Origin of the sequence: Curtobacterium sp. MCLR17_045, assembly GCF_003234405.1 — a bacterium.
Taxonomy (GTDB): Bacteria; Actinomycetota; Actinomycetes; order Actinomycetales; family Microbacteriaceae; genus Curtobacterium; species Curtobacterium flaccumfaciens.
Map to the genome: position 1 here is coordinate 65451 of NZ_QKTB01000001.1, position 20901 is coordinate 86351.

30 protein-coding genes are annotated in these 20901 nt (G+C 67.4%); 1 reads left to right on the forward strand and 29 read right to left on the reverse strand.

The annotated features are described in order from the left end of the window. Positions 1-154: 154 nt before the first annotated feature. Both rpmJ and infA read right to left on the reverse strand, forming a co-directional pair. Positions 155-271, reverse strand: coding sequence for a 50S ribosomal protein L36 (gene rpmJ / locus DEJ05_RS00310; RefSeq protein WP_022903266.1), 117 nt, complete (start codon positions 269-271; stop codon positions 155-157). Positions 272-341: 70 nt separating this feature from the next. Then, complete coding sequence (gene infA, locus DEJ05_RS00315; RefSeq protein ID WP_017885509.1) at positions 342-563, reverse strand: translation initiation factor IF-1; 222 nt, start codon at positions 561-563, stop codon at positions 342-344. Between the two features lie 294 nt (positions 564-857). Between infA and DEJ05_RS00320 the strand changes: the two genes are divergently transcribed. Further along, a complete protein-coding gene (locus DEJ05_RS00320; RefSeq protein WP_111109453.1) occupies positions 858-2153 on the forward strand; it encodes an LCP family protein in 1296 nt (431 codons plus the stop codon). Positions 2154-2297: 144 nt separating this feature from the next. Here the strand turns inward: DEJ05_RS00320 and map are convergent, their stop codons facing one another. The 27 genes from map to fusA form a co-directional block, all read right to left on the reverse strand. Next, positions 2298-3077, reverse strand: coding sequence for a type I methionyl aminopeptidase (map, locus tag DEJ05_RS00325; RefSeq protein WP_375334827.1), 780 nt, complete (start codon positions 3075-3077; stop codon positions 2298-2300). A 59-nt stretch (positions 3078-3136) separates the two neighbouring features. Further along, positions 3137-3727, reverse strand: coding sequence for an adenylate kinase (locus DEJ05_RS00330; protein WP_110863215.1), 591 nt, complete (start codon positions 3725-3727; stop codon positions 3137-3139). Further along, positions 3724-5046: a preprotein translocase subunit SecY gene (gene secY, locus DEJ05_RS00335; RefSeq protein ID WP_027466722.1), complete on the reverse strand. Its 1323-nt coding sequence runs from the start codon at positions 5044-5046 to the stop codon at positions 3724-3726. Before secY ends, DEJ05_RS00330 begins: the two co-directional genes overlap by 4 nt. 147 nt (positions 5047-5193) lie before the next feature. Beyond that, on the reverse strand, positions 5194-5658 hold the full coding sequence (gene rplO, locus DEJ05_RS00340; protein ID WP_027466723.1) for a 50S ribosomal protein L15: 465 nt from the start codon (positions 5656-5658) through the stop codon (positions 5194-5196). Continuing rightward, positions 5655-5840 carry a 50S ribosomal protein L30 gene (rpmD, locus tag DEJ05_RS00345; protein WP_017885515.1) on the reverse strand — a complete coding sequence of 62 codons (186 nt, stop codon included), beginning with the start codon at positions 5838-5840 and terminating at the stop codon, positions 5655-5657. The genes rplO and rpmD overlap by 4 nt, the downstream gene beginning before the upstream one ends. Beyond that, the gene (gene rpsE, locus DEJ05_RS00350; protein ID WP_111028971.1) at positions 5840-6688 is read right to left on the reverse strand and encodes a 30S ribosomal protein S5; all 849 of its coding nucleotides are present in this window, start codon (positions 6686-6688) and stop codon (positions 5840-5842) included. The genes rpmD and rpsE overlap by 1 nt, the downstream gene beginning before the upstream one ends. Further along, complete coding sequence (gene rplR, locus DEJ05_RS00355) at positions 6685-7059, reverse strand: 50S ribosomal protein L18 (protein ID WP_027466725.1); 375 nt, start codon at positions 7057-7059, stop codon at positions 6685-6687. Before rplR ends, rpsE begins: the two co-directional genes overlap by 4 nt. A 2-nt stretch (positions 7060-7061) precedes the next feature. Further along, on the reverse strand, positions 7062-7598 hold the full coding sequence (rplF, locus tag DEJ05_RS00360; protein ID WP_017885518.1) for a 50S ribosomal protein L6: 537 nt from the start codon (positions 7596-7598) through the stop codon (positions 7062-7064). A gap of 6 nt (positions 7599-7604) precedes the next feature. Beyond that, entirely contained in the window at positions 7605-8003 is a 399-nt protein-coding gene (gene rpsH / locus DEJ05_RS00365) for a 30S ribosomal protein S8 (protein ID WP_017885519.1), read from the reverse strand. Between the two features lie 153 nt (positions 8004-8156). Continuing rightward, a complete protein-coding gene (rplE, locus tag DEJ05_RS00370) occupies positions 8157-8747 on the reverse strand; it encodes a 50S ribosomal protein L5 (RefSeq protein WP_042537502.1) in 591 nt (196 codons plus the stop codon). Beyond that, positions 8747-9106, reverse strand: a complete 360-nt coding sequence (rplX, locus tag DEJ05_RS00375; protein WP_111028970.1) for a 50S ribosomal protein L24 — start codon at positions 9104-9106, stop codon at positions 8747-8749. Before rplX ends, rplE begins: the two co-directional genes overlap by 1 nt. 3 nt (positions 9107-9109) lie before the next feature. After that, positions 9110-9478, reverse strand: coding sequence for a 50S ribosomal protein L14 (rplN, locus tag DEJ05_RS00380; protein ID WP_017885523.1), 369 nt, complete (start codon positions 9476-9478; stop codon positions 9110-9112). Between the two features lie 31 nt (positions 9479-9509). After that, entirely contained in the window at positions 9510-9794 is a 285-nt protein-coding gene (rpsQ, locus tag DEJ05_RS00385) for a 30S ribosomal protein S17 (RefSeq protein ID WP_017885524.1), read from the reverse strand. Next, on the reverse strand, positions 9794-10114 hold the full coding sequence (gene rpmC / locus DEJ05_RS00390) for a 50S ribosomal protein L29 (protein WP_017885525.1): 321 nt from the start codon (positions 10112-10114) through the stop codon (positions 9794-9796). The genes rpsQ and rpmC overlap by 1 nt, the downstream gene beginning before the upstream one ends. Beyond that, the gene (gene rplP, locus DEJ05_RS00395; protein ID WP_017885526.1) at positions 10114-10533 is read right to left on the reverse strand and encodes a 50S ribosomal protein L16; all 420 of its coding nucleotides are present in this window, start codon (positions 10531-10533) and stop codon (positions 10114-10116) included. The genes rpmC and rplP overlap by 1 nt, the downstream gene beginning before the upstream one ends. A gap of 2 nt (positions 10534-10535) precedes the next feature. Beyond that, the gene (rpsC, locus tag DEJ05_RS00400; protein ID WP_017885527.1) at positions 10536-11348 is read right to left on the reverse strand and encodes a 30S ribosomal protein S3; all 813 of its coding nucleotides are present in this window, start codon (positions 11346-11348) and stop codon (positions 10536-10538) included. After that, positions 11348-11740 carry a 50S ribosomal protein L22 gene (gene rplV, locus DEJ05_RS00405; protein ID WP_035809257.1) on the reverse strand — a complete coding sequence of 131 codons (393 nt, stop codon included), beginning with the start codon at positions 11738-11740 and terminating at the stop codon, positions 11348-11350. Before rplV ends, rpsC begins: the two co-directional genes overlap by 1 nt. A 25-nt stretch (positions 11741-11765) precedes the next feature. Further along, on the reverse strand, positions 11766-12047 hold the full coding sequence (rpsS, locus tag DEJ05_RS00410) for a 30S ribosomal protein S19 (RefSeq protein ID WP_017885529.1): 282 nt from the start codon (positions 12045-12047) through the stop codon (positions 11766-11768). 11 nt (positions 12048-12058) lie between these two features. After that, a complete protein-coding gene (rplB, locus tag DEJ05_RS00415; RefSeq protein WP_027466728.1) occupies positions 12059-12898 on the reverse strand; it encodes a 50S ribosomal protein L2 in 840 nt (279 codons plus the stop codon). Between the two features lie 18 nt (positions 12899-12916). Continuing rightward, the gene (gene rplW / locus DEJ05_RS00420) at positions 12917-13216 is read right to left on the reverse strand and encodes a 50S ribosomal protein L23 (protein WP_027466729.1); all 300 of its coding nucleotides are present in this window, start codon (positions 13214-13216) and stop codon (positions 12917-12919) included. Beyond that, entirely contained in the window at positions 13213-13872 is a 660-nt protein-coding gene (gene rplD / locus DEJ05_RS00425) for a 50S ribosomal protein L4 (RefSeq protein ID WP_027466730.1), read from the reverse strand. Before rplD ends, rplW begins: the two co-directional genes overlap by 4 nt. A 2-nt stretch (positions 13873-13874) precedes the next feature. Continuing rightward, positions 13875-14531: a 50S ribosomal protein L3 gene (gene rplC, locus DEJ05_RS00430; protein ID WP_027466731.1), complete on the reverse strand. Its 657-nt coding sequence runs from the start codon at positions 14529-14531 to the stop codon at positions 13875-13877. Positions 14532-14543: 12 nt separating this feature from the next. Continuing rightward, on the reverse strand, positions 14544-14852 hold the full coding sequence (gene rpsJ, locus DEJ05_RS00435; RefSeq protein ID WP_017885534.1) for a 30S ribosomal protein S10: 309 nt from the start codon (positions 14850-14852) through the stop codon (positions 14544-14546). Between the two features lie 521 nt (positions 14853-15373). Beyond that, positions 15374-16201, reverse strand: a complete 828-nt coding sequence (locus DEJ05_RS00440) for a DarT ssDNA thymidine ADP-ribosyltransferase family protein (protein ID WP_084741336.1) — start codon at positions 16199-16201, stop codon at positions 15374-15376. Positions 16202-16281: 80 nt separating this feature from the next. Further along, complete coding sequence (locus tag DEJ05_RS00445) at positions 16282-17259, reverse strand: DNA topoisomerase IB (protein WP_111023287.1); 978 nt, start codon at positions 17257-17259, stop codon at positions 16282-16284. Positions 17260-17432: 173 nt separating this feature from the next. Next, positions 17433-18620, reverse strand: coding sequence for an elongation factor Tu (gene tuf, locus DEJ05_RS00450; protein ID WP_027466734.1), 1188 nt, complete (start codon positions 18618-18620; stop codon positions 17433-17435). 147 nt (positions 18621-18767) lie between these two features. Then, entirely contained in the window at positions 18768-20885 is a 2118-nt protein-coding gene (gene fusA / locus DEJ05_RS00455) for an elongation factor G (RefSeq protein WP_027466735.1), read from the reverse strand. Positions 20886-20901 lie beyond the last annotated feature (16 nt).

Sequence of the window (20901 nt, forward strand, 5' to 3'; positions counted from 1 at the left end):
GGCGCAGTACCGGTGCTCGGGCCTCCGCCCCGAGGTGTCCCCCGGTCGTCGTGCGACCGGGTTCTGGTACTGCGTTGTCGATCTTCAGTTGTGGGTCGTGCTCGAGCAGCCTGGTGTCCGATGGACACCGTCGGCGCCGGTCACGCGCCCGGGACTAGCCCTGGCGCTGCTTGTGACGCGGGTTGCTCTTGCAGATCACCATGACGCGGCCCTTGCGGCGAATCACACGGCAGTGTTCGCAGATGGGCTTGACGCTGGGGTTGACCTTCATGGTTCTTTCCTCGTGCTCGCTGGCTTCGTGCTCGGCAGGATTGCCGTGCCGTTCCTTTCCAGCTCGCGGATCACTTGTAGCGGTAGACGATCCGGCCGCGGGTCAGGTCGTACGGGCTCAGCTCCACGATCACGCGGTCCTCGGGGAGGATGCGGATGTAGTGCTGGCGCATCTTCCCGGAGATGTGCGCGAGGACCTTGTGTCCGTTCGTCAGCTCAACGCGGAACATCGCGTTGGGCAGAGCTTCGAGCACCGAGCCTTCGATCTCGATGACGCCGTCTTTCTTGGCCATAGCCTCACTGTCGCTTGGTTGTGGAACAGGTGTGATCCCCGAACCGGTCTGCGGGTCGGTCGCCACACCCGAGAGGGCATGACACACCAAAGATCGATCTTATGTGGTAAACCCGCAATTGCCAAGTGGGGACGCGGAACACCCCACGTCTGGGGCTTCCGGGGCCGTGCCTGAGCGTTGCACAGTGGTTTGACGGCGCGCTCCGGGCGCACACATGCGCGCGAACCGTAGTTTTGCTCCGCAGCCACGTCCGTCGCACCCGCAACTCGCGCCGGACCACCGAACGGAGAACACGTGCCCGACGCCACCCGACGCCCCTTCGCCAGCCACGGCAAGCAGGCCCGTCGCCGGGGTTGGGGCACGCTCGTCACCGTCGTCGCGTCCGCCGTCGCCGTCCTGCTCGTCAGCGGCACGAGCGTCGCCGCGATCGCCGGGGCACAGCTCGCCACCGCGCCGCAGACCGTCGCGCTGAGCACCGACGACCAGAGCACCGCGAAGACGGCGGACATCTCGGCGATCAAGGGCGGGGCGAACATCCTGCTCATCGGGAGCGACACCCGGGTCGGCCAGTTCGACTCCGACGAGGACGTCGAGGGCGCCCGCAACGACGTCACGATGCTCATCCACATCTCGGCGGACCACCAGCAGCTCACCGCGGTCAGCTTCCCCCGTGACCTGATGGTCCCCATCCCGGCCTGCACGAACCCCGCGACCGGCACGACCTACCCGGCGTCCACCTCGGCGATGTTCAACACGGCGCTCGGCAACGGCGGTGTCTCCTGCGTCGTGGACACGGTGGAGAACCTGACCGGCCTGAGCATCCCCTACGCCGGGCTCATCACGTTCGACGGCGTGATCGAGATGTCGAACGCCCTCGGCGGTGTGGACGTCTGCGTCGCCGAGCCGATCGACGACACGTTCACCGGCCTGCACCTCACGACGGGCTCGCACTCCCTCGAGGGCTCGGACGCCCTGGCCTTCCTGCGCACCCGCCACGGGGTCGGCGACGGCAGCGACCTCGCCCGCATCAGCTCGCAGCAGGTGTTCCTGTCGGCGCTCCTCCGCAAGGTCACCTCGGACGGCACGCTCTCGAACCCGATCACGCTCTACAAGCTGGCCGGCGCCGCCCTGTCCAACATGACGCTGTCCGACGGCCTGGCCCAGACCGGCACCCTCGTCAAGCTCGCGGCAGCCCTGCGCGGGATGAGCACGGCCAACATGCTCTTCGTGCAGTACCCGGTGGCCGACGACCCCGCCGACAGCGCCCGCGTGATCGTCGACCAGGAGACGGCCCACACCCTGAACGTGGCGCTGCAGAACGACGTCCGGTCGTCGCTGAGCGACTCGAGCACCGGTCGCGCGTCCGAGGAGTCGCCGTCGAGCGGCGGGACCTCGAGCGGCACCGGGTCGTCCGGCGCCTCGGGTTCGTCCGGTACCTCGGCTTCGTCCGGGACCTCGTCGTCCGCCGGCACACCGTCGGCGACGCCGAGCGCGACCGCCACGCGGACGCCGACCGCGTCGGCGACGCCGCTCCCCTCGTCGATCACCGGGCAGAGCGCCTCCGAGGAGACCTGCTCCGTCGGCAACTGACGCGATGCCACGGCGCGTGCGCCCGGCGGTGGTCGGTGGGTCCACGCGACGTCGTCGACGCGGCTGACGTCAGCCGGGCCTCCCGGCCGTCGCGTCGTGCGGAGACACCCAGCGTGGGCGCCGCGCGCGGACTGGAGGCCCGTCCTACGGGATCGGGACGGGCGTCACACCCAGCGGGGCCAGGCCCCGAGCGCCGCCGTCGGCGGCCGTGAGCACCCAGATGCCGGCCGCGTGCACCGCGACGCTGTGCTCCCAGTGCGCGGCGTCGGAGCCGTCGAGCGTCCGGACCGTCCACTCGTCGTCGTCCGTCGAGCTGTCGATCGCGCCGGCCGTGACCATCGGCTCGATGGCGACCACCAGCCCCGGCTTGACGGCAGGTCCGGCACCGCGCACGCGGTAGTTGAAGACCGGCGGTTCCTCGTGCATCGACCGACCGATGCCGTGGCCGGTGTAGTCCTCGACGATGCCCCACGCGCCGGTCTCGTCGATCGCGTCCTCCACGGCGGAGCCGACCTCGTGCAGGTTCTTCGCGTGGGCGAGCGCGGCGATGCCGTGCCAGAGCGACCGCTCGGTCGTGTCGCAGAGCGTCTGACGGGCTGCGGTGACCGCAGCGTCGCCGCCGGGCACGACGGTCGTGAACGCGCTGTCGCCGTTCCAGCCGTCGACCTCGGCACCGGCGTCCACCGACACGATGTCGCCGGGCGCGAGCACGCGCTCACCGGGGATCCCGTGCACGATCTCGTCGTTCACCGACACGCACAGCGTTTGGCGGTAGCCGGGCACGAGCTGGAAGTTCGGGACTCCCCCGCCGTCACGGATGGTGCGCTCGGCGATCGCATCGAGTTCACCGGTGGTGATCCCCGGACGGATCGCTGCACGGACGGCGTCGAGCGCCTCGGCGGTCAGCAGGCCCGGCCGGACCATCGCCCGGAGCTCGTCCGGGGTCTTGTAGATCGAGGGCTTCTTGAACCGCACCACGCTGGTCAGACGGTCGCGGAGAGCCCGCGGCCCGCCAGTGCCGTCTGGATGCGGTCGCCGACCTCGTCGATGGCACCGAGGCCGTCGACGTCGACGACGAGGCCACGCTCGCCGTACGCCGCCACGATGGGCGCCGTCTGCTCGGCGTAGACCTGCTGGCGACGACGGATCGTCTCCTCGTTGTCGTCGCTGCGGCCCTGGTCCTCGGCACGCTTGAGCAGGCGACCGACGAGCTCGTCCTGGTCGGCGACGAGCTGCACGACGGCGTCGATCCCGGTGCCCTGCTCAGCGAGCAGCGCGTCGAGGTACTCGACCTGACCGACCGTGCGCGGGTAGCCGTCCAGCAGGAAGCCGTGCTCGGCGTCGGGCTCCTGCAGGCGGGACTTCACGAGCTCGTTCGTCAGGGAGTCCGGCACGTAGTCACCGGCGTCCATGATCGCCTTCGCCTGCACGCCGAGGGGCGTGCCCTCTGCCACGTTCTTGCGGAAGATGTCCCCGGTCGAGATCGCGGGGATCCCGAAGGAGTCGGCGATGCGGCCGGCCTGGGTGCCCTTCCCTGCTCCGGGAGGTCCGACGATGATGAGACGTGCGCTCAACGGAGAAGCCCTTCGTAGTGACGCTGCTGCAGCTGCGAGTCGATCTGCTTCACGGTCTCGAGACCGACACCCACGATGATGAGGATGCTCGCGCCACCGAACGGGAAGTTCTGGTTCGCGCCGAACAGCGCCAGTGCTGCCAGCGGGATGAGCGCGATGAGACCGAGGTAGAGCGAGCCGGGCAGCGTCACCCGGGTGAGGACGTAGTCGAGGTACTCGGCGGTCGGACGACCGGCACGGATGCCGGGGATGAACCCGCCGTACTTCTTCATGTTGTCGGCGACCTCTTCGGGGTTGAAGGTGATCGCCACGTAGAAGTACGTGAACCCGACGATGAGCAGGAAGTACAGGACCATGTAGAACCAGTTGTCACCCGAGGTCAGGTTGTTCTGGATCCAGGTCACCCACGCGGCCGGCTCGGAGCCGTCCGAGGGCTGGTTGAACTGCGCGATCAGGGCCGGCAGGTACAGCAGCGACGAGGCGAAGATGACGGGCACGACGCCGGCCATGTTCACCTTGATCGGGATGTAGGTGTTGTTGCCGCCGTACGTCCGCCGCCCGACCATGCGCTTGGCGTACTGCACGGGGATCCGCCGCTGTGACTGCTCGACGAACACGACGGCCATCATGATCACGAGTCCGACCAGGATCACGAACAGGAAGAGCTCGAACGACTGCGACTGCTCGATCGCCCAGAGCGCCGACGGGAACTGCGCCGCGATCGACGTGAAGATCAGGAGCGACATGCCGTTGCCGATGCCGCGCTCGGTGACGAGCTCGCCCATCCACATGATGAGGCCGGTGCCCGCGGTCAGCGTGACGACCATCAGCATGATGGCGTACCAGCTGTCGTTCGAGATGATCGACGTGCAGGACGCGGAGGCGTTGGTGCCGAACAGGGCGCCGGAGCGGGCGACCGTGATCAGGGTCGTGGACTGCAGCACACCGAGCGCGATGGTGAGGTAGCGCGTGTACTGCGTCAGCTTCGCCTGGCCCGACTGGCCCTCCTTGTAGAGGGTGTCGAAGTGCGGGATGACCACACGCAGGAGCTGCACGATGATCGACGACGTGATGTACGGCATGATGCCGAGCGCGAAGACCGAGAGCTTCAGCAGCGCGCCGCCGGAGAAGAGGTTGATGAGGTCGTAGAGACCGCCGGAGGACGACGCGCTGGCGAGACAGCTCTGCACGGCGGCGTAGTCGACGAACGGTGCCGGGATGTACGACCCGAGACGGAACAGCGCGATGATCGCGAGGGTGAAGCCGATCTTCTTGCGAAGATCAGGGGTGCGCATGATGCGCGCGACCGCTCTGAACACGATGACTCCGAACTTGTGGGACCGGGGCCGTCGATCGCGGCCGGACCGGTTTCGGTCGGCAGGGCCGACCCGGCTGGCGGATGCCGGCCACTGTCAAGGAAACCGTAACGGCGGCCCGTGCGCAAACGCACGGGCCGCCGACGGGGGTTACTGGGAGACGGTGCCGCCAGCAGCCACGATCTTCTCGGCGGCGGACGCCGAGACCTTGTCGACCGTGACCGTGATCTTCACGGTGATGTCACCCTGACCGAGAACCTTGACCTTCTCGTTCTTGCGGACGGCGCCCTTGGCGACCAGGCCCGCAACGGTGACGTCGCCACCATCGGGGTAGAGCTCCGAGATCTTGTCCAGGTTCACGACCTGGTACTCGACCCGGAACGGGTTCTTGAACCCGCGGAGCTTCGGGGTGCGCATGTGCAGCGGCATCTGCCCACCCTCGAAGCCGACCCGGACCTGGTAACGGGCCTTCGTGCCCTTGGTACCACGCCCAGCGGTCTTGCCCTTCGAGCCCTCACCGCGACCAACACGGGTGCGGTCCTTCTTGGCGCCCTCTGCAGGACGGAGGTGGTGCAGCTTCAGCACCTGCACGCGCTCGTTCTTCTCGTCGCTCATGCGTCGACCTCCTCGACCTTCACGAGGTGCGCCACCGTCGCGATGTACCCGCGGTTCTGGGAGTTGTCCTCACGCTCGACCGAACGGCCGATGCGCTTGAGGCCCAGGCTGCGCAGGGTGTCGCGCTGGTACTGCTTCTCGCTGATAACGGACTTGATCTGCGTGATCTTCAGCATCGCCATCACGCACCTGCCTTCTCGGTCGCGGCACGCAGGGCTGCGGCCTCGGCCTGGAGCAGACGGGCCGGGACGACCCGCTCGACGTCGAGGCCACGACGGCTCGCGACGGCGCGGGGCTCCTCGAGCTGCTTCAGGGCCTCGACGGTCGCGTGCACGATGTTGATGGTGTTCGACGAGCCGAGCGACTTGCTCAGGACGTCGTGGATGCCGGCGCACTCGAGCACGGCGCGGACCGGACCACCGGCGATGACACCGGTACCGGGGCCGGCCGGACGCAGGAGGACGACGCCAGCGGCGGCTTCACCCTGCACCGGGTGCGGGATCGTGTTGCCGACGCGGGGGACGCGGAAGAAGTTCTTCTTCGCCTCTTCGACACCCTTGGAGATCGCCGTGGGGACCTCCTTGGCCTTGCCGTAGCCGACGCCCACGAGGCCGTTGCCGTCACCGACGACGACGAGCGCCGTGAAGCTGAAGCGACGACCACCCTTGACGACCTTCGAGACGCGGTTGATGGTCACCACGCGCTCGAGGAACTGGCTGTCGCCACCGCGGTTGTTGCGGTCGCGGCCCTGCTGGCGGTCACGACCGCCACCACGACGGCCACGGTTGTCAGCGGAGTCGCGGTTGTTGGACGCGGAGCCCGCGGCGGTCTCGACCGGACGCTCGGCGACGGCAGGTGCCTCCGCCTCCTTGCCGGTCTTGGCGCCCTCGGTGGTCGCCTCGGCGCTTGCGTCGGTGGCCGTGGCCTCCGTGCTCGCCTCGGTGGTCTCCGTGGTCTCGACAGCCTCGGTCTCCGTGGCCTCGACGGCCTCGGTCTTGGCGTCTTCGTTGGTGTTCGCGTTGTCGCTCACAGGTTCAGCCCTCCTTCACGGGCACCATCGGCGATCGCGGCGACGCGACCGGCGTACTTGCTGCCACCGCGGTCGAAGACCACGGCCTCGACGCCAGCCGACTTCGCGCGCTCGGCGAGGAGCTCACCGACGCGACGGGCCTTGGCGGTCTTGTCGCCGTCGAACGAGCGGAGGTCTGCCTCCATCGTCGAGGCGCTTGCGAGGGTGTGACCCTTCGAGTCGTCGATGACCTGCACGAACACGTGACGCGACGAGCGGGTAACGGCGAGACGGGGACGAGCCTCGGTGCCGGTGATCTTCTTGCGGAGACGGTTGTGACGACGCGCCTTGGCGGCCGCCTTGCTCTTGCCTCGTGTCTTGAGGAGTCCCATGATCACTTACCTGACTTTCCGGCCTTGCGGCGCACGTTCTCGCCGGCGTAACGGACACCCTTGCCCTTGTAGGGCTCGGGCTTCCGGAGCTTCCGGATGTTCGCGGCGACCTCGCCGACAGCCTGCTTGTCGATACCGGCGACGGTGACCTTGTTGTTGCCCTCCACCGCGAAGCTGATGCCCGCCGGCGGCTCGACCGTGATCGAGTGGGAGTACCCGAGGGCGAACTCGAGGTTCGAGCCCTTGGCCGCGACACGGTAACCCGTACCGACGACCTCGAGGCCCTTGGTGTAGCCCTGGGTCACGCCGATGATGTTGTTGGCGATGAGCGTCCGGGTCAGTCCGTGGAGCGAACGCGACTCGCGCTCGTCGTCCGGACGGGTGACGAGGACCTGGTTCTCCTCGACCTTGGCCTGGATGGGCTCCGCGATGACGAGCGCGAGCTCGCCCTTCGGGCCCTTGACCGCCACGTTCTGACCGTCAACGGAGACGGTGACGCCGGCGGGGATGTCGATGGGGAGACGTCCGATTCGTGACATTGTCGATCACCACACGTAGGCGAGGACTTCCCCACCCACGCCCTTCTGCTCGGCTTCGCGGTCGGTCAGGAGGCCGGAGGAGGTCGAGAGGATCGCCACGCCGAGGCCACCGAGGACCTGGGGGATCTCCGTCGACTTCGCGTAGACCCGGAGGCCCGGCTTCGAGACGCGCTTGATGCCGGCGATCGAACGCTCGCGCTCGGGGCCGTACTTCAGGTCGATGGTGAGGGTCTGCCCGACTCGGGCGTCCTCCACCTTCCACTCGCTGATGTAGCCCTCACGCTTGAGGATGTCGGCGATGTTCTTCTTGAGCTTGGAGCTCGGGAGCGCGACTGCGTCGTGGTGCGCGGAGTTCGCGTTCCGCAATCTGGTCAGCATGTCTGCGACCGGATCGGTCATCGTCATGATGTTCGTCCATTTCTCGCCTGGTTTCGACACCCGTTCCACGAATGCCGACCTGAGCGATCGAGTGATCCCGGGGCGGTTCCCCGAGATCGGTGTGTTCGTGCGTGCGGGCCGGAGGACGTGAATCCTCCGGCCCGCACCGCCCGAAGTAGTTTAGACCGTCTGCTCGTTGGAGCGGAACGGGAAGCCGAGCTGGCGGAGCAGCGCGCGTCCCTCGTCGTCCGTCTTCGCGGTGGTCACGACAGTGATGTCGAAGCCGCGGACACGGTCGATGCGGTCCTGGTCGATCTCGTGGAACACGGACTGCTCCGTGAGACCGAACGTGTAGTTGCCGTTGCCGTCGAACTGCTTGTCGCTGAGACCGCGGAAGTCGCGGATGCGGGGCAGTGCGAGCGTCACCAGGCGGTCCAGGAACTCCCACGCGCGGTCACCACGGAGGGTGACGTGCGCGCCGATGGCCTGACCCTCGCGCAGCTTGAACTGTGCGATGGACTTGCGGGCGATGTTGACCTGGGGCTTCTGACCCGTGATCGCCGTGAGGTCCTTGATGGCCCCCTCGATGATCTTGGAGTCACGAGCGGCCTCGCCGACACCGGTGTTCACGACGACCTTGACCAGGCCGGGGACCTGGTTGACGTTCGCGTAACCGAACTGCTCGGTGAGGGCCGTCTTGATCTCGGCCAGGTACTTCTGCTTGAGGCGCGGCTGGATCTTGCCAGCGGGCGCAGCAGTCGTGTCAGTCATCAGAGCTTCTCACCAGACTTCTTCGCGTAGCGGATACGGACGGTCTTCTTGACGCCGTCCTTCTCCACCTCTTCGGTGCGGAAGCCGACACGCGTCGGCTTCTTCGTCTTCGGGTCGACGAGTGCGACGTTCGAGACGTGGATCGAGGCTTCGTGCTGCTCGATGCCACCGGTCTTCGAACCACGCTGCGTCTGACCGACGCGGACGTGCTTCGTGACGAAGTTCACGCCCTCGACGACGACGCGGTTCTTGTCCTTGAGGACCTCGATGACCTTGCCCTGCTTGCCACGGTCGCCGCCACGCTCCTGCGTCGCGCCCGTGATGACCTGGACGAGGTCACCCTTCTTGATGTTCGCCATGGCTTACAGCACCTCCGGCGCGAGCGAGATGATCTTCATGAACTTCTTGTCACGGAGCTCGCGACCGACCGGACCGAAGATGCGCGTACCGCGCGGGTCGCCGTCGGCCTTGAGGATCACTGCCGCGTTCTCGTCGAACTTGATGTAGGAGCCGTCCTGACGACGGGTCTCCTTCTTGGTGCGAACGATGACTGCCTTGACGACGTCACCCTTCTTCACGTTGCCGCCGGGGATGGCGTCCTTCACCGTGGCGACGATGACGTCACCGAGGCCGGCGTAGCGACGACCCGAGCCACCGAGCACGCGGATGGTCAAGATCTCCTTGGCACCCGTGTTGTCGGCGACCTTCAGGCGGGATTCCTGCTGAATCACTGCTGTCTCCTATTCCGAAGCAGGCCGAGGCCTACTTGGCCTTCTCGAGGATCTCGACCAGGCGCCAGCGCTTGGAGGCGCTGAGGGGACGGGTCTCGCTGATCACGACGAGGTCGCCGACACCAGCGGTGCCGAGCTCGTCGTGGGCCTTCACCTTGGACGTACGACGGATGATCTTGCCGTAGAGCGCGTGCTTCACGCGGTCCTCGACCTCGACCACGATGGTCTTGTCCATCTTGTCGCTCGTCACGTAGCCGCGACGCGTCTTGCGGTAGCCGCGAGTGAGGGCGGCGGAGTTCTTCTCTTCGTTCGCCATTACTTCTCCTCGGCGGTCTCGGCCTCGGTCGACTCGGCCGGCTTGTCAGCCTTCTTCGTCGTCTTCTTGGCCTTGGGGGCGGTCTCGACGGGCGCGGGAGTGGCACGGATGCCGAGCTCGCGCTCGCGGAGGACGGTGTAGATGCGGGCGATGTCGCGCTTGACGGCACGGAGACGACCGTGGCTCTCCAGCTGGCCGGTGGCCGACTGGAAGCGGAGGTTGAAGAGTTCCTCCTTGGCCTTCTTCAGCTCGTCAGCGAGACGCTCGTTCTCGAACGTGTCGAGCTCCGTCGGACGGAGCTCCTTGGAACCGATCGCCATTATGCGTCGCCCTCCTCGCGCTTGATGATGCGTGCCTTGAGGGGCAGCTTGTGGATTGCACGAGTCAACGCCTCACGGGCGATCTCCTCGCTGACGCCGGAGAGCTCGAAGAGCACCCGGCCCGGCTTCACGTTCGCGACCCACCACTCGGGCGAACCCTTACCGGAACCCATGCGGGTCTCGGCGGGCTTCTTGGTCAGCGGACGGTCCGGGTAGATGTTGATCCAGACCTTGCCACCACGCTTGATGTGACGCGTCATGGCGATACGAGCGGACTCGATCTGACGGTTGGTCACGTACGCCGGGGTGAGGGCCTGGATGCCGTAGTCGCCGAAGCTGACCTTGGTACCACCGGTGGCCTGACCCGAACGCTTCGGGTGGTGCTGCTTGCGGTGCTTGACTCGACGGGGAATAAGCATGGTTACGCCTCAACTCCTGCGCCGGCCGGCGCGTCCTGCGGGGCCTGCTGCGGACGACGGTCACCGCGGTCGCCGCCACGACGGTCGCCGCCACGGTCGCCACGCTCACCGCGCGGGCCGCCACGACGCTCCGGGCGCGACGAACGCTGGTTCGCCTGCTCGCGAGCGAGCTCCTTGTTCGTGATGTCGCCCTTGTAGATCCAGACCTTCACGCCGATGCGGCCGAACGTGGTCCGGGCCTCGTAGAAGCCGTAGTCGATGTTCGCGCGGAGGGTGTGCAGCGGCACACGGCCTTCGCGGTAGAACTCCGAACGCGACATCTCGGCGCCGCCGAGACGACCCGACACCTGGATGCGGACACCCTTGGCGCCGGCGCGCTGTGCACCCTGCAGGCCCTTGCGCATGGCGCGACGGAACGCGACACGAGCGGAGAGCTGCTCGGCGATGCCCTGCGCGACGAGCTGAGCCTCGGTCTCGGGGTTCTTGACCTCGAGGATGTTCAGCTGGATCTGCTTCTTGGTGAGCTTCTCGAGCTCACCGCGAACGCGCTCCGCCTCGGCGCCGCGGCGGCCGATGACGATGCCCGGACGAGCCGTGTGGATGTCCACGCGGACACGGTCACGGGTGCGCTCGAGCTCGATGCGTGCGACGCCGGCGCGGTCGAGGGTCTTCTTCAGGTACTCGCGCACCTTGATGTCCTCGGCCACGTAGTCGGCGTAGCGCTGACCGGCCTTCTTGCTGTCGGTGAACCAGTGCGAGACGTGGTCCGTCGTGATCCCGAGACGGAAGCCGTACGGGTTGACCTTCTGGCCCATTACTTGCTCGCCTTCTTGCTCGTCGCGGCAACCTCGGCCTCGTCGGGCGTCGCGAGGACGACCGTGATGTGGCTGGTGCGCTTGTTGATGCGGAAGGCGCGGCCCTGGGCGCGCGGCTGGAACCGCTTCAGGGTCGTGCCCTCGTCGACGAAGACGCGGCTCACGTAGAGGTCGCGCTCGTCGAGGAAGCTGTTCGTCGAGTCCGCCTTGACCCGTGCGTTCGCGATCGCCGAGGCGACCAGCTTGTACACGGGCTCCGAAGCGCCCTGGGGGGCGAACTTCAGGATGGCGAGGGCCTCGTGGGCCTGCTTGCCGCGGATCAGCTCGATGACGCGACGGGCCTTCTGAGGCGTGACGCGGATGTGTCGCACGCGTGCGATCGACTCCACCATTTCGTTCCTCCTCTGCGTCGCCGCCTCAGCGGCGACGGCCCTTCTTGTCGTCCTTCACGTGACCACGGAAGGTGCGGGTCGGCGCGAACTCGCCGAGCTTGTGACCGACCATCGACTCGGTGACGAACACCGGGATGTGCTTGCGGCCGTCGTGGACGGCGATCGTGTGCCCGAGCATGTTCGGGACGATCATCGACCGACGCGACCACGTACGGATCACGTTCTTGGTGTTGGCCTCGTTCTGCGTGACGACCTTGCGGAGCAGGTGCTCGTCGACGAAGGGGCCCTTCTTCAGACTGCGTGGCATCTTCTGAACTCCTACTTGCGCTTCTTGCCGGCGTTACGGCGACGGACGATGAGCTTGTCGCTCGGCTTGTTCGGCTTGCGCGTACGGCCCTCGGACTGGCCCCAGGGGCTGACCGGGTGACGACCACCGGACGTCTTGCCCTCACCACCACCGTGCGGGTGGTCGACCGGGTTCATGGCGACACCACGGACGGTCGGGCGGACGCCCTTCCAGCGCATGCGGCCGGCCTTGCCCCAGTTGATGTTCGACTGCTCGGCGTTGCCGACCTCGCCGATCGTGGCGCGGCAGCGTGCGTCGACGTTGCGGACCTCGCCCGACGGCAGACGGAGCTGCGCGTAGGGGCCGTCCTTGGCGACGAGACGCACCGAGGCGCCGGCGGAGCGAGCCATCTTGGCGCCGCCACCGGGGCGGAGCTCGATGGCGTGCACGACGGTACCCACGGGGATGTTGCGCAGCGGCAGGTTGTTGCCGGGCTTGATGTCGGCGCCGGGGCCCTGCTCGATGACGTCGCCCTGCTTCAGCTTGTTCGGCGCGATGATGTACCGCTTCGTGCCGTCCACGTAGTGCAGGAGCGCGATGCGCGCAGTGCGGTTGGGGTCGTACTCGATGTGAGCGACCTTGGCGTCGACGCCGTCCTTGTCGGAGCGACGGAAGTCGATCACGCGGTACTGGCGCTTGTGGCCACCACCGATGTGACGCGTGGTGATACGGCCGGAGCTGTTGCGACCACCGGTCTTCGGCAGCGGACGAAGCAGTGACTTCTCCGGAGTCGAACGGGTGATCTCAGCGAAGTCGGCGACCGACGAGCCGCGACGACCGGGGGTCGTCGGCTTGTAGTTACGAATAGCCATGATTTATCCCTCTGGTCCTCAGCCGACAGCCGTGAAGATGTCGATCGAACCGGACTTGAGCGTCACGATGGCGCGCTTGGTGTCCTTGCGCTTGCCGAGACCGAACTTGGTGCGACGGGTCTTGCCCGGGCGGTTCAGCGTGTTGATGCTCGCGACCTTGACGTCGAAGATCTTCTCGATGGCGAGCTTGATCTCGGTCTTGTTCGAGCGGGGGTCCACGATGAACGTGTACTTGCCCTGGTCGATGAGCGCGTAGCTCTTCTCCGAGACGACCGGCGAGATGATGACGTCGCGCGGGTCCTTGTTGAAGCCGCTCATGCGGTGATCTCCTTCGCGGTCTTCGACGCGATGAAGGCGTCGAGGGCGCTCTTGCTGAAGACGACGGCGTCCGAACGCAGCACGTCGTAGGCGTTGAGCTGGCCGTACGAGAGCGCGTGGACGTTCGACAGGTTGCGGATCGACTTGAGCGTCAGCTCGTCGTCCGTCTCGAGCACGACGAGCACGTTCTTGACGGGCGCGACCTTCTCGAGGAGCGTGCGGGCGGTCTTGGTCGACGGCAGTTCAGCCGCGACGAAGCCCTCCACAGCGGAGATGCGGCCACCGCGGGCGCGGTCCGAGAGCGAGCCGAGCAGAGCAGCGGCGATCATCTTCTTCGGGGTGCGCTGCGAGTAATCGCGCGGGGTCGGTCCGTGGACGACGCCACCGCCGGTGTGCTCCGGAGCACGGACGGAACCCTGACGGGCGCGGCCGGTGCCCTTCTGCTTGAACGGCTTGCGACCGGCACCGCGGACTTCGCCACGGTTCTTGGTCTTGTGGGTGCCCTGACGCGCGGCTGCGAGCTGCGCGGTGACGACCTGGTGGATCAGCGGGACGTTGGTCTCGACGTCGAAGAGAGCTGCGGGGAGCTCGACGGTGCCGGACTTGGCACCCGATGCGTCGAGGACGTCGATCGTGGTTGCGGTCGTGGTGGCCATGATCACTTACCCTTCACGGCGGTGCGGACGAAGACGGAGCGGCCACGAGCACCGGGGACGGCGCCCTTGACGAGCAGCAGACCCTTCTCGGCGTCGACGGCGTGCACCGTGAGGTTGAGGACGGTCACGCGGTCGCCACCCATACGACCAGCCATGCGCATGCCCTTGAAGACGCGCGACGGGGTCGAGGAAGCACCGATCGAGCCGGGCTTGCGGTGGTTGCGGTGCGCACCGTGCGAGGCGCCGACGCCGTGGAAGCCGTGGCGCTTCATGACACCGGCGAAGCCCTTGCCCTTGGAGGTACCGACGACGTCGACCTTCTGGCCCGCCGTGAACGTGCCGTCCACGGTGAGCTCCTGGCCGAGCGTGTACTCAGCGGAGTCGTTGGTACGGATCTCGGTGAGGGTGCGACGCGGGGTCACGCCAGCGGCCTCGAAGTGGCCAGCGGCCGGCTTGTTGACCTTGCGCGGGTCGATGGCGCCGGCGGCGATCTGGATCGCCTCGTAGCCGTCGCGCTCAGCGTTGCGGATCTGGGTGACCACGTTCGGGCCGACCTCGATCACGGTGACGGGGATGAACTTGTTGTTCTCGTCCCACACCTGGGTCATCCCGAGCTTCTTGCCGAGGAGGCCCTTGACGGTCTTGGTTGAGTTCGCCATTGGTCAGCCCCCTTACAGCTTGATCTCGATGTTGACGTCGGCCGGCAGGTCGAGTCGCATGAGCGAGTCCACGGCCTTCGGCGTCGGGTCGACGATGTCGATGACCCGCTTGTGCGTGCGCTTCTCGAAGTGCTCGCGCGAGTCCTTGTACTTGTGAGGGGAACGGATCACTGCGATCACGTTCTTCTCGGTGGGGAGCGGCACCGGGCCGACCACGGTTGCACCGGCACGGGTCACCGTGTCGACGATCTTCCGGGCCGACGTGTCGATGACCTCGTGGTCATACGACTTGAGCCGGATGCGGATCTTCTGTCCCGCCATGTGTCTCTTGTCCTCTCTGCGCCGCGCACCCTCTGGCCGCCTGACGCCGCTCGGTTCCGCATTCCTGCGGACCGTGCTGTTTTCCTGAACCAACCGGCCGCATCCACTGGGGATGACCGCTGTTCACCTGTCAACCTCGCGGGCGACCGTGGCCGTCCAGCGTGGGCAATCGACTGCCTCGTGCTCCGGGCGCAGCAGTGGTACACCGCGTCCGTCACCCTTCGGGGAGTCGTGTTCTGCTGCCTGCGGCCCAACCCAGCCCTGCTGAACAAGGGGGTTGTGCACTGCCAGAGCAGTGATCCTGTGGGCATACACCCACGGGGAATTCGGAACCGGACAAGTCTCGCATAGCCCCGGCCCACGTGCAACCCGGGCGTGTCGCGAATTGCCGGGCGTGTCCCGCCGGCTCGCTTGCCCGGATCCACGCGGATCGGACGGCCTGGAGGCCCGGCTCGGCCCCGCAACGCGACGCACCCTCCGGACGGGGTCCGGAGGGTGCGTCGACACGGGTCAGGAGACCGTCACTCGGCGGTCACCGGGGGCACGAACCACGGCGGGAAGACGGCCACTCGCGGAGCGTGTCCACCGTGGTCGGCGAGCACGGCGCGGACGGTCTGCCGGGCCTTGTCGTTCGGGACGCCGATGACCGCGACGGACGTGAACGGCACGCTCGGTCCGGCGAGCAGCTCGAGGCCGTGCATCTCCGGGTCCGTGAAGTCGGTGCGACGGATCAGGTTCGTGCCGGCGTCGGGACCGACGGCGAACCGGACGTCGTCAGCGTCGGCGTCCTGGTCGGCGACGATCACCGAGGCACCGAACGCGGAGACCGGCACGACGAGCACGACGTAGTCGATCGCCCGGGTGCGGCGGGCGGCGTCCGACCAGCGCTCGCCCTCGGCGCCCGTACGGAGCTCGTCCCAGCGGGTGGCGTCGGGCGACAGCGTGAACGGCACGTGGCCGGCGATCGAGGAGCCGTCGGGCGCCTCGGCCTCGGCGCGGGCAGCGCGGGTGTCGGCGGAACTGACGTCCACGACCGGCTCGGCCTGGTCGGACGCCAGGATCGCGCCGGCGCCGACGATGCCGTCGAGGTTGTCGATGTGGGTGACGTGGTGGGCGCGGAGCGCTGCGAACTCACGTGCTTCGGGCAGGTCGGCGGACGACGAACGGAGCGACGTCGGCGACCGGAGCGACGTCCCGGGCCCGGAGGCCGGCGGGTCGACGCGCAGGTTGGTGGTGATGCGGGTCCGGCGGGGTGCCGGGGTGGCTGGGATCTCCGACGCCTCGCGCTGCCGGGGTGCGCAGATGTCGCAGAGCTCGGTGGGGAATCCGTGGATGCACTCGTCGGTCACGACTGTTGTGGGTCCTTCCGTGCCGTGTGGGGGTGGTCCGGCACGTCGACCAACGCTACGTCATCCGGACGGCCCCCGGGTCATTGTCGGTAGAGCAGTGCCCGGACCTCGGCCTCGGCGGACGCCAGGCGGTTCGGATCGATGGTCTCGCCGTGGTCGTACGCGTCGAGCAACCGGGGGTCGATGTAGCTCTGTCGGCACACCGTCGGGGTGTTGCCGAGCTCGTCGCTGGCGGCCTTCACCGCGTGCGAGACGGCCTTCTTCCGCTTGGCCTGGGACGACTGCGGTCCGGTCTTCGCCAGGTCGACCGCGGCCGCGACCGTGCCGTGCAGCGTCCGGAAGTCCTTCGCGGTGAACTCGTCGCCCGCGCGTTCCTTCACGTAGGCGTTGATGTCCTCGGCGGAGAGCGGCTCCCACTCCGCACCGCGACGCTCGCGGAACGAGAGCAACCGCGCGTTGGGCCCGCGACGCTTCATGCCGGCGATGACCCGCGCCAGGTCGTGGTCGTGGATCGACGACGACCACTCCTGCCCACTCTTGCCGGGGAAGTCGAGCTCGATGTCGTCGCCCGACACGTGAGCGTGCGCGCAGAGCAGCGTCGACAGCCCCCGACTGCCGTGCTCGGTGGCGTACCGCTCGGACCCGACCCGGAGGGACCCCTGGTCGAGCATGCGGAACGCTGCAGCCAGCGCACGGCGGCGGTCCGGCTCGGGGCGACGGAGGTCCTGCGTGACACCGCGGCGGGCGACCGGCAACGACTCGGCCAGTGCCAGCGCACGGTCGTACTTGATCCGGTCCATCCGTTCACGCCAGGACGGGTGGTACATGTACTGGCGGCGCCCCGCACCGTCCGTGCCGGTGGCCAGGATGTGGCCGTTCGCGTACGGGGAGATCCAGACGTCGTCCCACGCCGGCGGGATCACGAACTCTTCGAGTCGACGGCGCTCGTCCGGGTCGGTCACGGTGTTGCCGTCGGGGTCGCGGAACGAGAAACCGCGTCCGGAACGGACGCGGTGGTAGCCGCGACCGGAGGTCGCGGATCTGCGGAGGCGGGTCACGACGTCGAGCCAACTCCGTGACGCCTGTGACGGGTCACGGGGCGGACAGGAGGCCCGTGGCGGGCGCTGCCACGGGCCTCCTGTCCGGCGCCCTGTACGGCTCGCCAGTGGCCGCGTACGACGAAGCGGGGCCGGGCCCGAAGGCCCGACCCCGCTGTCGCAAGGAACCGGAGTTACTTGATGATCTTCTCGACCGTACCGGCACCGACCGTACGACCACCCTCACGGATGGCGAAACGGAGGCCCTCTTCCATGGCGATCGGCTGGATCAGCTCGACCGTCATGGCGACGGTGTCGCCGGGCATGACCATCTCGGTGCCCTCGGGCAGCGTGATGACGCCGGTGACGTCCGTGGTGCGGAAGTAGAACTGCGGGCGGTAGTTCGCGTAGAACGGGTTGTGACGCCCACCCTCGTCCTTGGTCAGGATGTACGCGTTCGCCTGGAACTCGGTGTGCGGCGTGACCGAACCCGGCTTCACGACGACCTGGCCGCGCTCCACGTCCTCGCGCTTGAGGCCACGGATGAGCAGACCGGTGTTGTCACCGGCGACCGCCTGGTCGAGCAGCTTGCGGAACATCTCGATGCCCGTGACCGTGGTCTTCTGCGTCGCGCGGATGCCGACGATCTCGACCTCGGCGTTCAGGTTGAGCGTGCCACGCTCGACGCGGCCGGTGACGACCGTGCCACGACCGGTGATCGTGAAGACGTCCTCGATCGGCATCAGGAACGGCTGGTCGGTGGCGCGCACCGGGTCCGGCACGTGCTCGTCGACCTGGGCCATGAGGTCCTGGACCGACTTGACCCACTTCTCGTCGCCCTCGAGCGCCTTGAGCGCCGAGACCTGCACGACGGGGGCGTCCTCGTCGAACTGCTGCGAGCCGAGGAGCTCGCGGACCTCGAGCTCGACGAGCTCCAGGATCTCCTCGTCGTCCACCATGTCGGACTTGTTCAGTGCGACGACGATGTAGGGGACGCCGACCTGGCGGGCGAGCAGGACGTGCTCACGCGTCTGGGGCATCGGGCCGTCGGTGGCGGCGACCACGAGGATCGCGCCGTCCATCTGTGCCGCACCCGTGATCATGTTCTTCACGTAGTCGGCGTGACCGGGGGCGTCGACGTGCGCGTAGTGACGCTTCTCGGTCTGGTACTCGACGTGCGAGATGTTGATCGTGATGCCGCGCTGGCGCTCCTCGGGAGCGTTGTCGATCTGCGCGAAGTCGCGGGCCTCGTTGAGGTCCGGGTACTGGTCGTGCAGAACCTTGGTGATCGCCGCCGTGAGCGTGGTCTTGCCGTGGTCGACGTGACCGATGGTTCCGATGTTGACGTGCGGCTTGGTGCGCTCGAACTTGGCCTTGGCCACTGTGGGTCCTCCTCAGGACTCGGAAGCGTCACCCCCGGCCGGCCCTGGATGGGCTCGGGACCGTTGGTGCGCGGTGTGTGTCTGTACTTTACTTGGTGGCGAGGGGCCCGTCGCCGGGCGCCCCCGCCTGTGGAGAAGCGCTGAGCGCTACTCCCCCGCGTTCTTCGCGATGATCTCCTCGGCGACCTTGGCCGGGACCTGGCTGTAGGTCTCGAAGGTCATCGAGTAGACCGCACGACCAGAGGTCTTCGACCGCAGGTCGCCGACGTAGCCGAACATCTCGGACAGCGGCACGCTCGCGCGGACCACCTTGACGCCCGAGGCGTCCTCCATCGAGGCGATCTGGCCACGACGGGAGTTCAGGTCACCGATGACGTCGCCCATGTACTCCTCAGGAGTACGGACCTCGACGGCCATGATCGGCTCGAGGATCGCCGGACCGGCCTTGCGAGCCGCTTCCTTGTAGGCGATCGAACCGGCGATCTTGAACGCCATCTCGGAAGAGTCGACGTCGTGCGCCGCGCCGTCCTTGAGGATGGCCTTCACGCCGACCGTCGGGTAGCCCGCGAGGATGCCGACCTGCATGGCGTCCTGGATACCGGCGTCGACCGACGGGATGTACTCGCGCGGGACACGGCCACCGGAGGTCGCATTGACGAACTCGTAGACCTTCTCGCTCGTGACCTCCATCGGCTCGAGCGCGATCTGCACCTTCGCGAACTGGCCGGAACCACCGGTCTGCTTCTTGTGGGTGTAGTCGTAGCGCTCGACGATCTTGGTGAGCGTCTCGCGGTAGGCCACCTGGGGCTTGCCGACGCTCGCCTCGACGTGGAACTCACGCTTCATGCGGTCGACGAGGATGTCGAGGTGGAGCTCGCCCATGCCCTTGATCGTCGTCTGACCGGTCTCGGCGTTGAGCTCGACGCGGAACGTCGGGTCCTCTTCGGCGAGCTTCTGGATGGCCGTGGAGAGCTTCTCCTGGTCGGCCTTCGTGTTCGGCTCGATGGCGACCTCGATGACCGGCTCCGGGAACGTCATCGACTCGAGGACGACCTGGTTGGTCGGGTCGCACAGGGTGTCACCGGTGGTGGTGTCCTTGAGGCCGATGACCGCGTAGATGTGGCCAGCGGTCACGTTGGCGACCGGGTTCTCCTTGTTGGAGTGCATCTGGAAGATCTTGCCGATGCGCTCCTTCTTGCCCTTGGTCGAGTTGATGACCTGGGCACCGGACTCGATCGAGCCGGAGTAGACGCGCACGTAGGTCAGACGACCGAAGAACGGGTGCACCGCGACCTTGAACGCGAGGGCCGAGAACGGCTCCGACGCGTCGGGCTTGCGGATGATCTCCTTCTCCTCGTCCTTGACGTCGTGGCCGATCATCGGCGGCACGTCGAGCGGGGACGGGAGGTAGTCGATGACGGCGTCGAGCATCGGCTGGACACCACGGTTCTTGAACGCGGAACCGCAGAGGACCGGGTAGAGCGTGCTGCTCACCGTGAGGGCACGGATGGCTGCCTTGATCTCGGCGACCGAGAAGTCGGTGTCGCCCTCGAGGTAGCGCTCCATGAGGACGTCGTCCGCCTCGGCCACGCGCTCGATGAGCTTCTCGCGGTACTCGGCGGCGCGGTCCTGCAGGTCGGCCGGGATCTCTTCGATCTCGTACTTCGCGCCCATCGCGACGTCACCCTTGGCGTCGCCGCGCCAGGTGAGTGCACGCATCTGGACGAGGTCGACGACGCCTTCGAACGAGCTCTCGGAACCGATCGGCAGCTGGAGCACGAGGGGCTCTGCGCCGAGGCGGTTCACGATGGTGTCGACGGTGTAGTAGAAGTCGGCGCCCAGCTTGTCCATCTTGTTGACGAAGCAGATACGCGGGACGTCGTACTTGTCGGCCTGACGCCAGACGGTCTCGGACTGGGGCTCGACGCCCTCCTTGCCGTCGAAGACGGCGACCGCACCGTCGAGGACGCGGAGCGAACGCTCCACCTCGACCGTGAAGTCCACGTGACCGGGGGTGTCGATGATGTTGATCTGGTTGTTGTCCCAGAAGCAGGTCGTCGCGGCCGACGTGATCGTGATGCCGCGCTCCTGCTCCTGCGCCATCCAGTCCATCGTGGCAGCGCCGTCGTGGACCTCACCGATCTTGTGCGTGATGCCCGTGTAGAACAGGATGCGCTCGGTCGTCGTGGTCTTGCCGGCATCGATGTGCGCCATGATGCCGATGTTGCGGACCTTGTTCAGGTCGGTGAGCACGTCCTGTGCCACAGGGTTCCTCCGGAAG

Coding starts and splice junctions, on each gene's coding strand:
- rpmJ (WP_022903266.1), bottom strand. CDS start 271: ATGAAGGTCAACCCCAGCGTCAAGCCCATCTGCGAACACTGCCGTGTG.
- infA (WP_017885509.1), bottom strand. CDS start 563: ATGGCCAAGAAAGACGGCGTCATCGAGATCGAAGGCTCGGTGCTCGAA.
- map (WP_375334827.1), bottom strand. CDS start 3,077: ATGGTCCGGCCGGGCCTGCTGACCGCCGAGGCGCTCGACGCCGTCCGT.
- rplO (WP_027466723.1), bottom strand. CDS start 5,658: ATGAGCGACGAGAAGAACGAGCGCGTGCAGGTGCTGAAGCTGCACCAC.
- rpmD (WP_017885515.1), bottom strand. CDS start 5,840: ATGGCGATGCTGAAGATCACGCAGATCAAGTCCGTTATCAGCGAGAAG.
- rplR (WP_027466725.1), bottom strand. CDS start 7,059: ATGGGACTCCTCAAGACACGAGGCAAGAGCAAGGCGGCCGCCAAGGCG.
- rplF (WP_017885518.1), bottom strand. CDS start 7,598: ATGTCACGAATCGGACGTCTCCCCATCGACATCCCCGCCGGCGTCACC.
- rpsH (WP_017885519.1), bottom strand. CDS start 8,003: ATGACGATGACCGATCCGGTCGCAGACATGCTGACCAGATTGCGGAAC.
- rplE (WP_042537502.1), bottom strand. CDS start 8,747: ATGACTGACACGACTGCTGCGCCCGCTGGCAAGATCCAGCCGCGCCTC.
- rplX (WP_111028970.1), bottom strand. CDS start 9,106: ATGGCGAACATCAAGAAGGGTGACCTCGTCCAGGTCATCACGGGCGCG.
- rpsQ (WP_017885524.1), bottom strand. CDS start 9,794: ATGGCGAACGAAGAGAAGAACTCCGCCGCCCTCACTCGCGGCTACCGC.
- rpmC (WP_017885525.1), bottom strand. CDS start 10,114: ATGGCGATCGGTTCCAAGGAGCTCCGTCCGACGGAGCTCGACACGTTC.
- rplP (WP_017885526.1), bottom strand. CDS start 10,533: ATGCTTATTCCCCGTCGAGTCAAGCACCGCAAGCAGCACCACCCGAAG.
- rpsC (WP_017885527.1), bottom strand. CDS start 11,348: ATGGGCCAGAAGGTCAACCCGTACGGCTTCCGTCTCGGGATCACGACG.
- rplV (WP_035809257.1), bottom strand. CDS start 11,740: ATGGTGGAGTCGATCGCACGCGTGCGACACATCCGCGTCACGCCTCAG.
- rpsS (WP_017885529.1), bottom strand. CDS start 12,047: ATGCCACGCAGTCTGAAGAAGGGCCCCTTCGTCGACGAGCACCTGCTC.
- rplB (WP_027466728.1), bottom strand. CDS start 12,898: ATGGCTATTCGTAACTACAAGCCGACGACCCCCGGTCGTCGCGGCTCG.
- rplW (WP_027466729.1), bottom strand. CDS start 13,216: ATGAGCGGCTTCAACAAGGACCCGCGCGACGTCATCATCTCGCCGGTC.
- rplD (WP_027466730.1), bottom strand. CDS start 13,872: ATGGCCACCACGACCGCAACCACGATCGACGTCCTCGACGCATCGGGT.
- rplC (WP_027466731.1), bottom strand. CDS start 14,531: ATGGCGAACTCAACCAAGACCGTCAAGGGCCTCCTCGGCAAGAAGCTC.
- rpsJ (WP_017885534.1), bottom strand. CDS start 14,852: ATGGCGGGACAGAAGATCCGCATCCGGCTCAAGTCGTATGACCACGAG.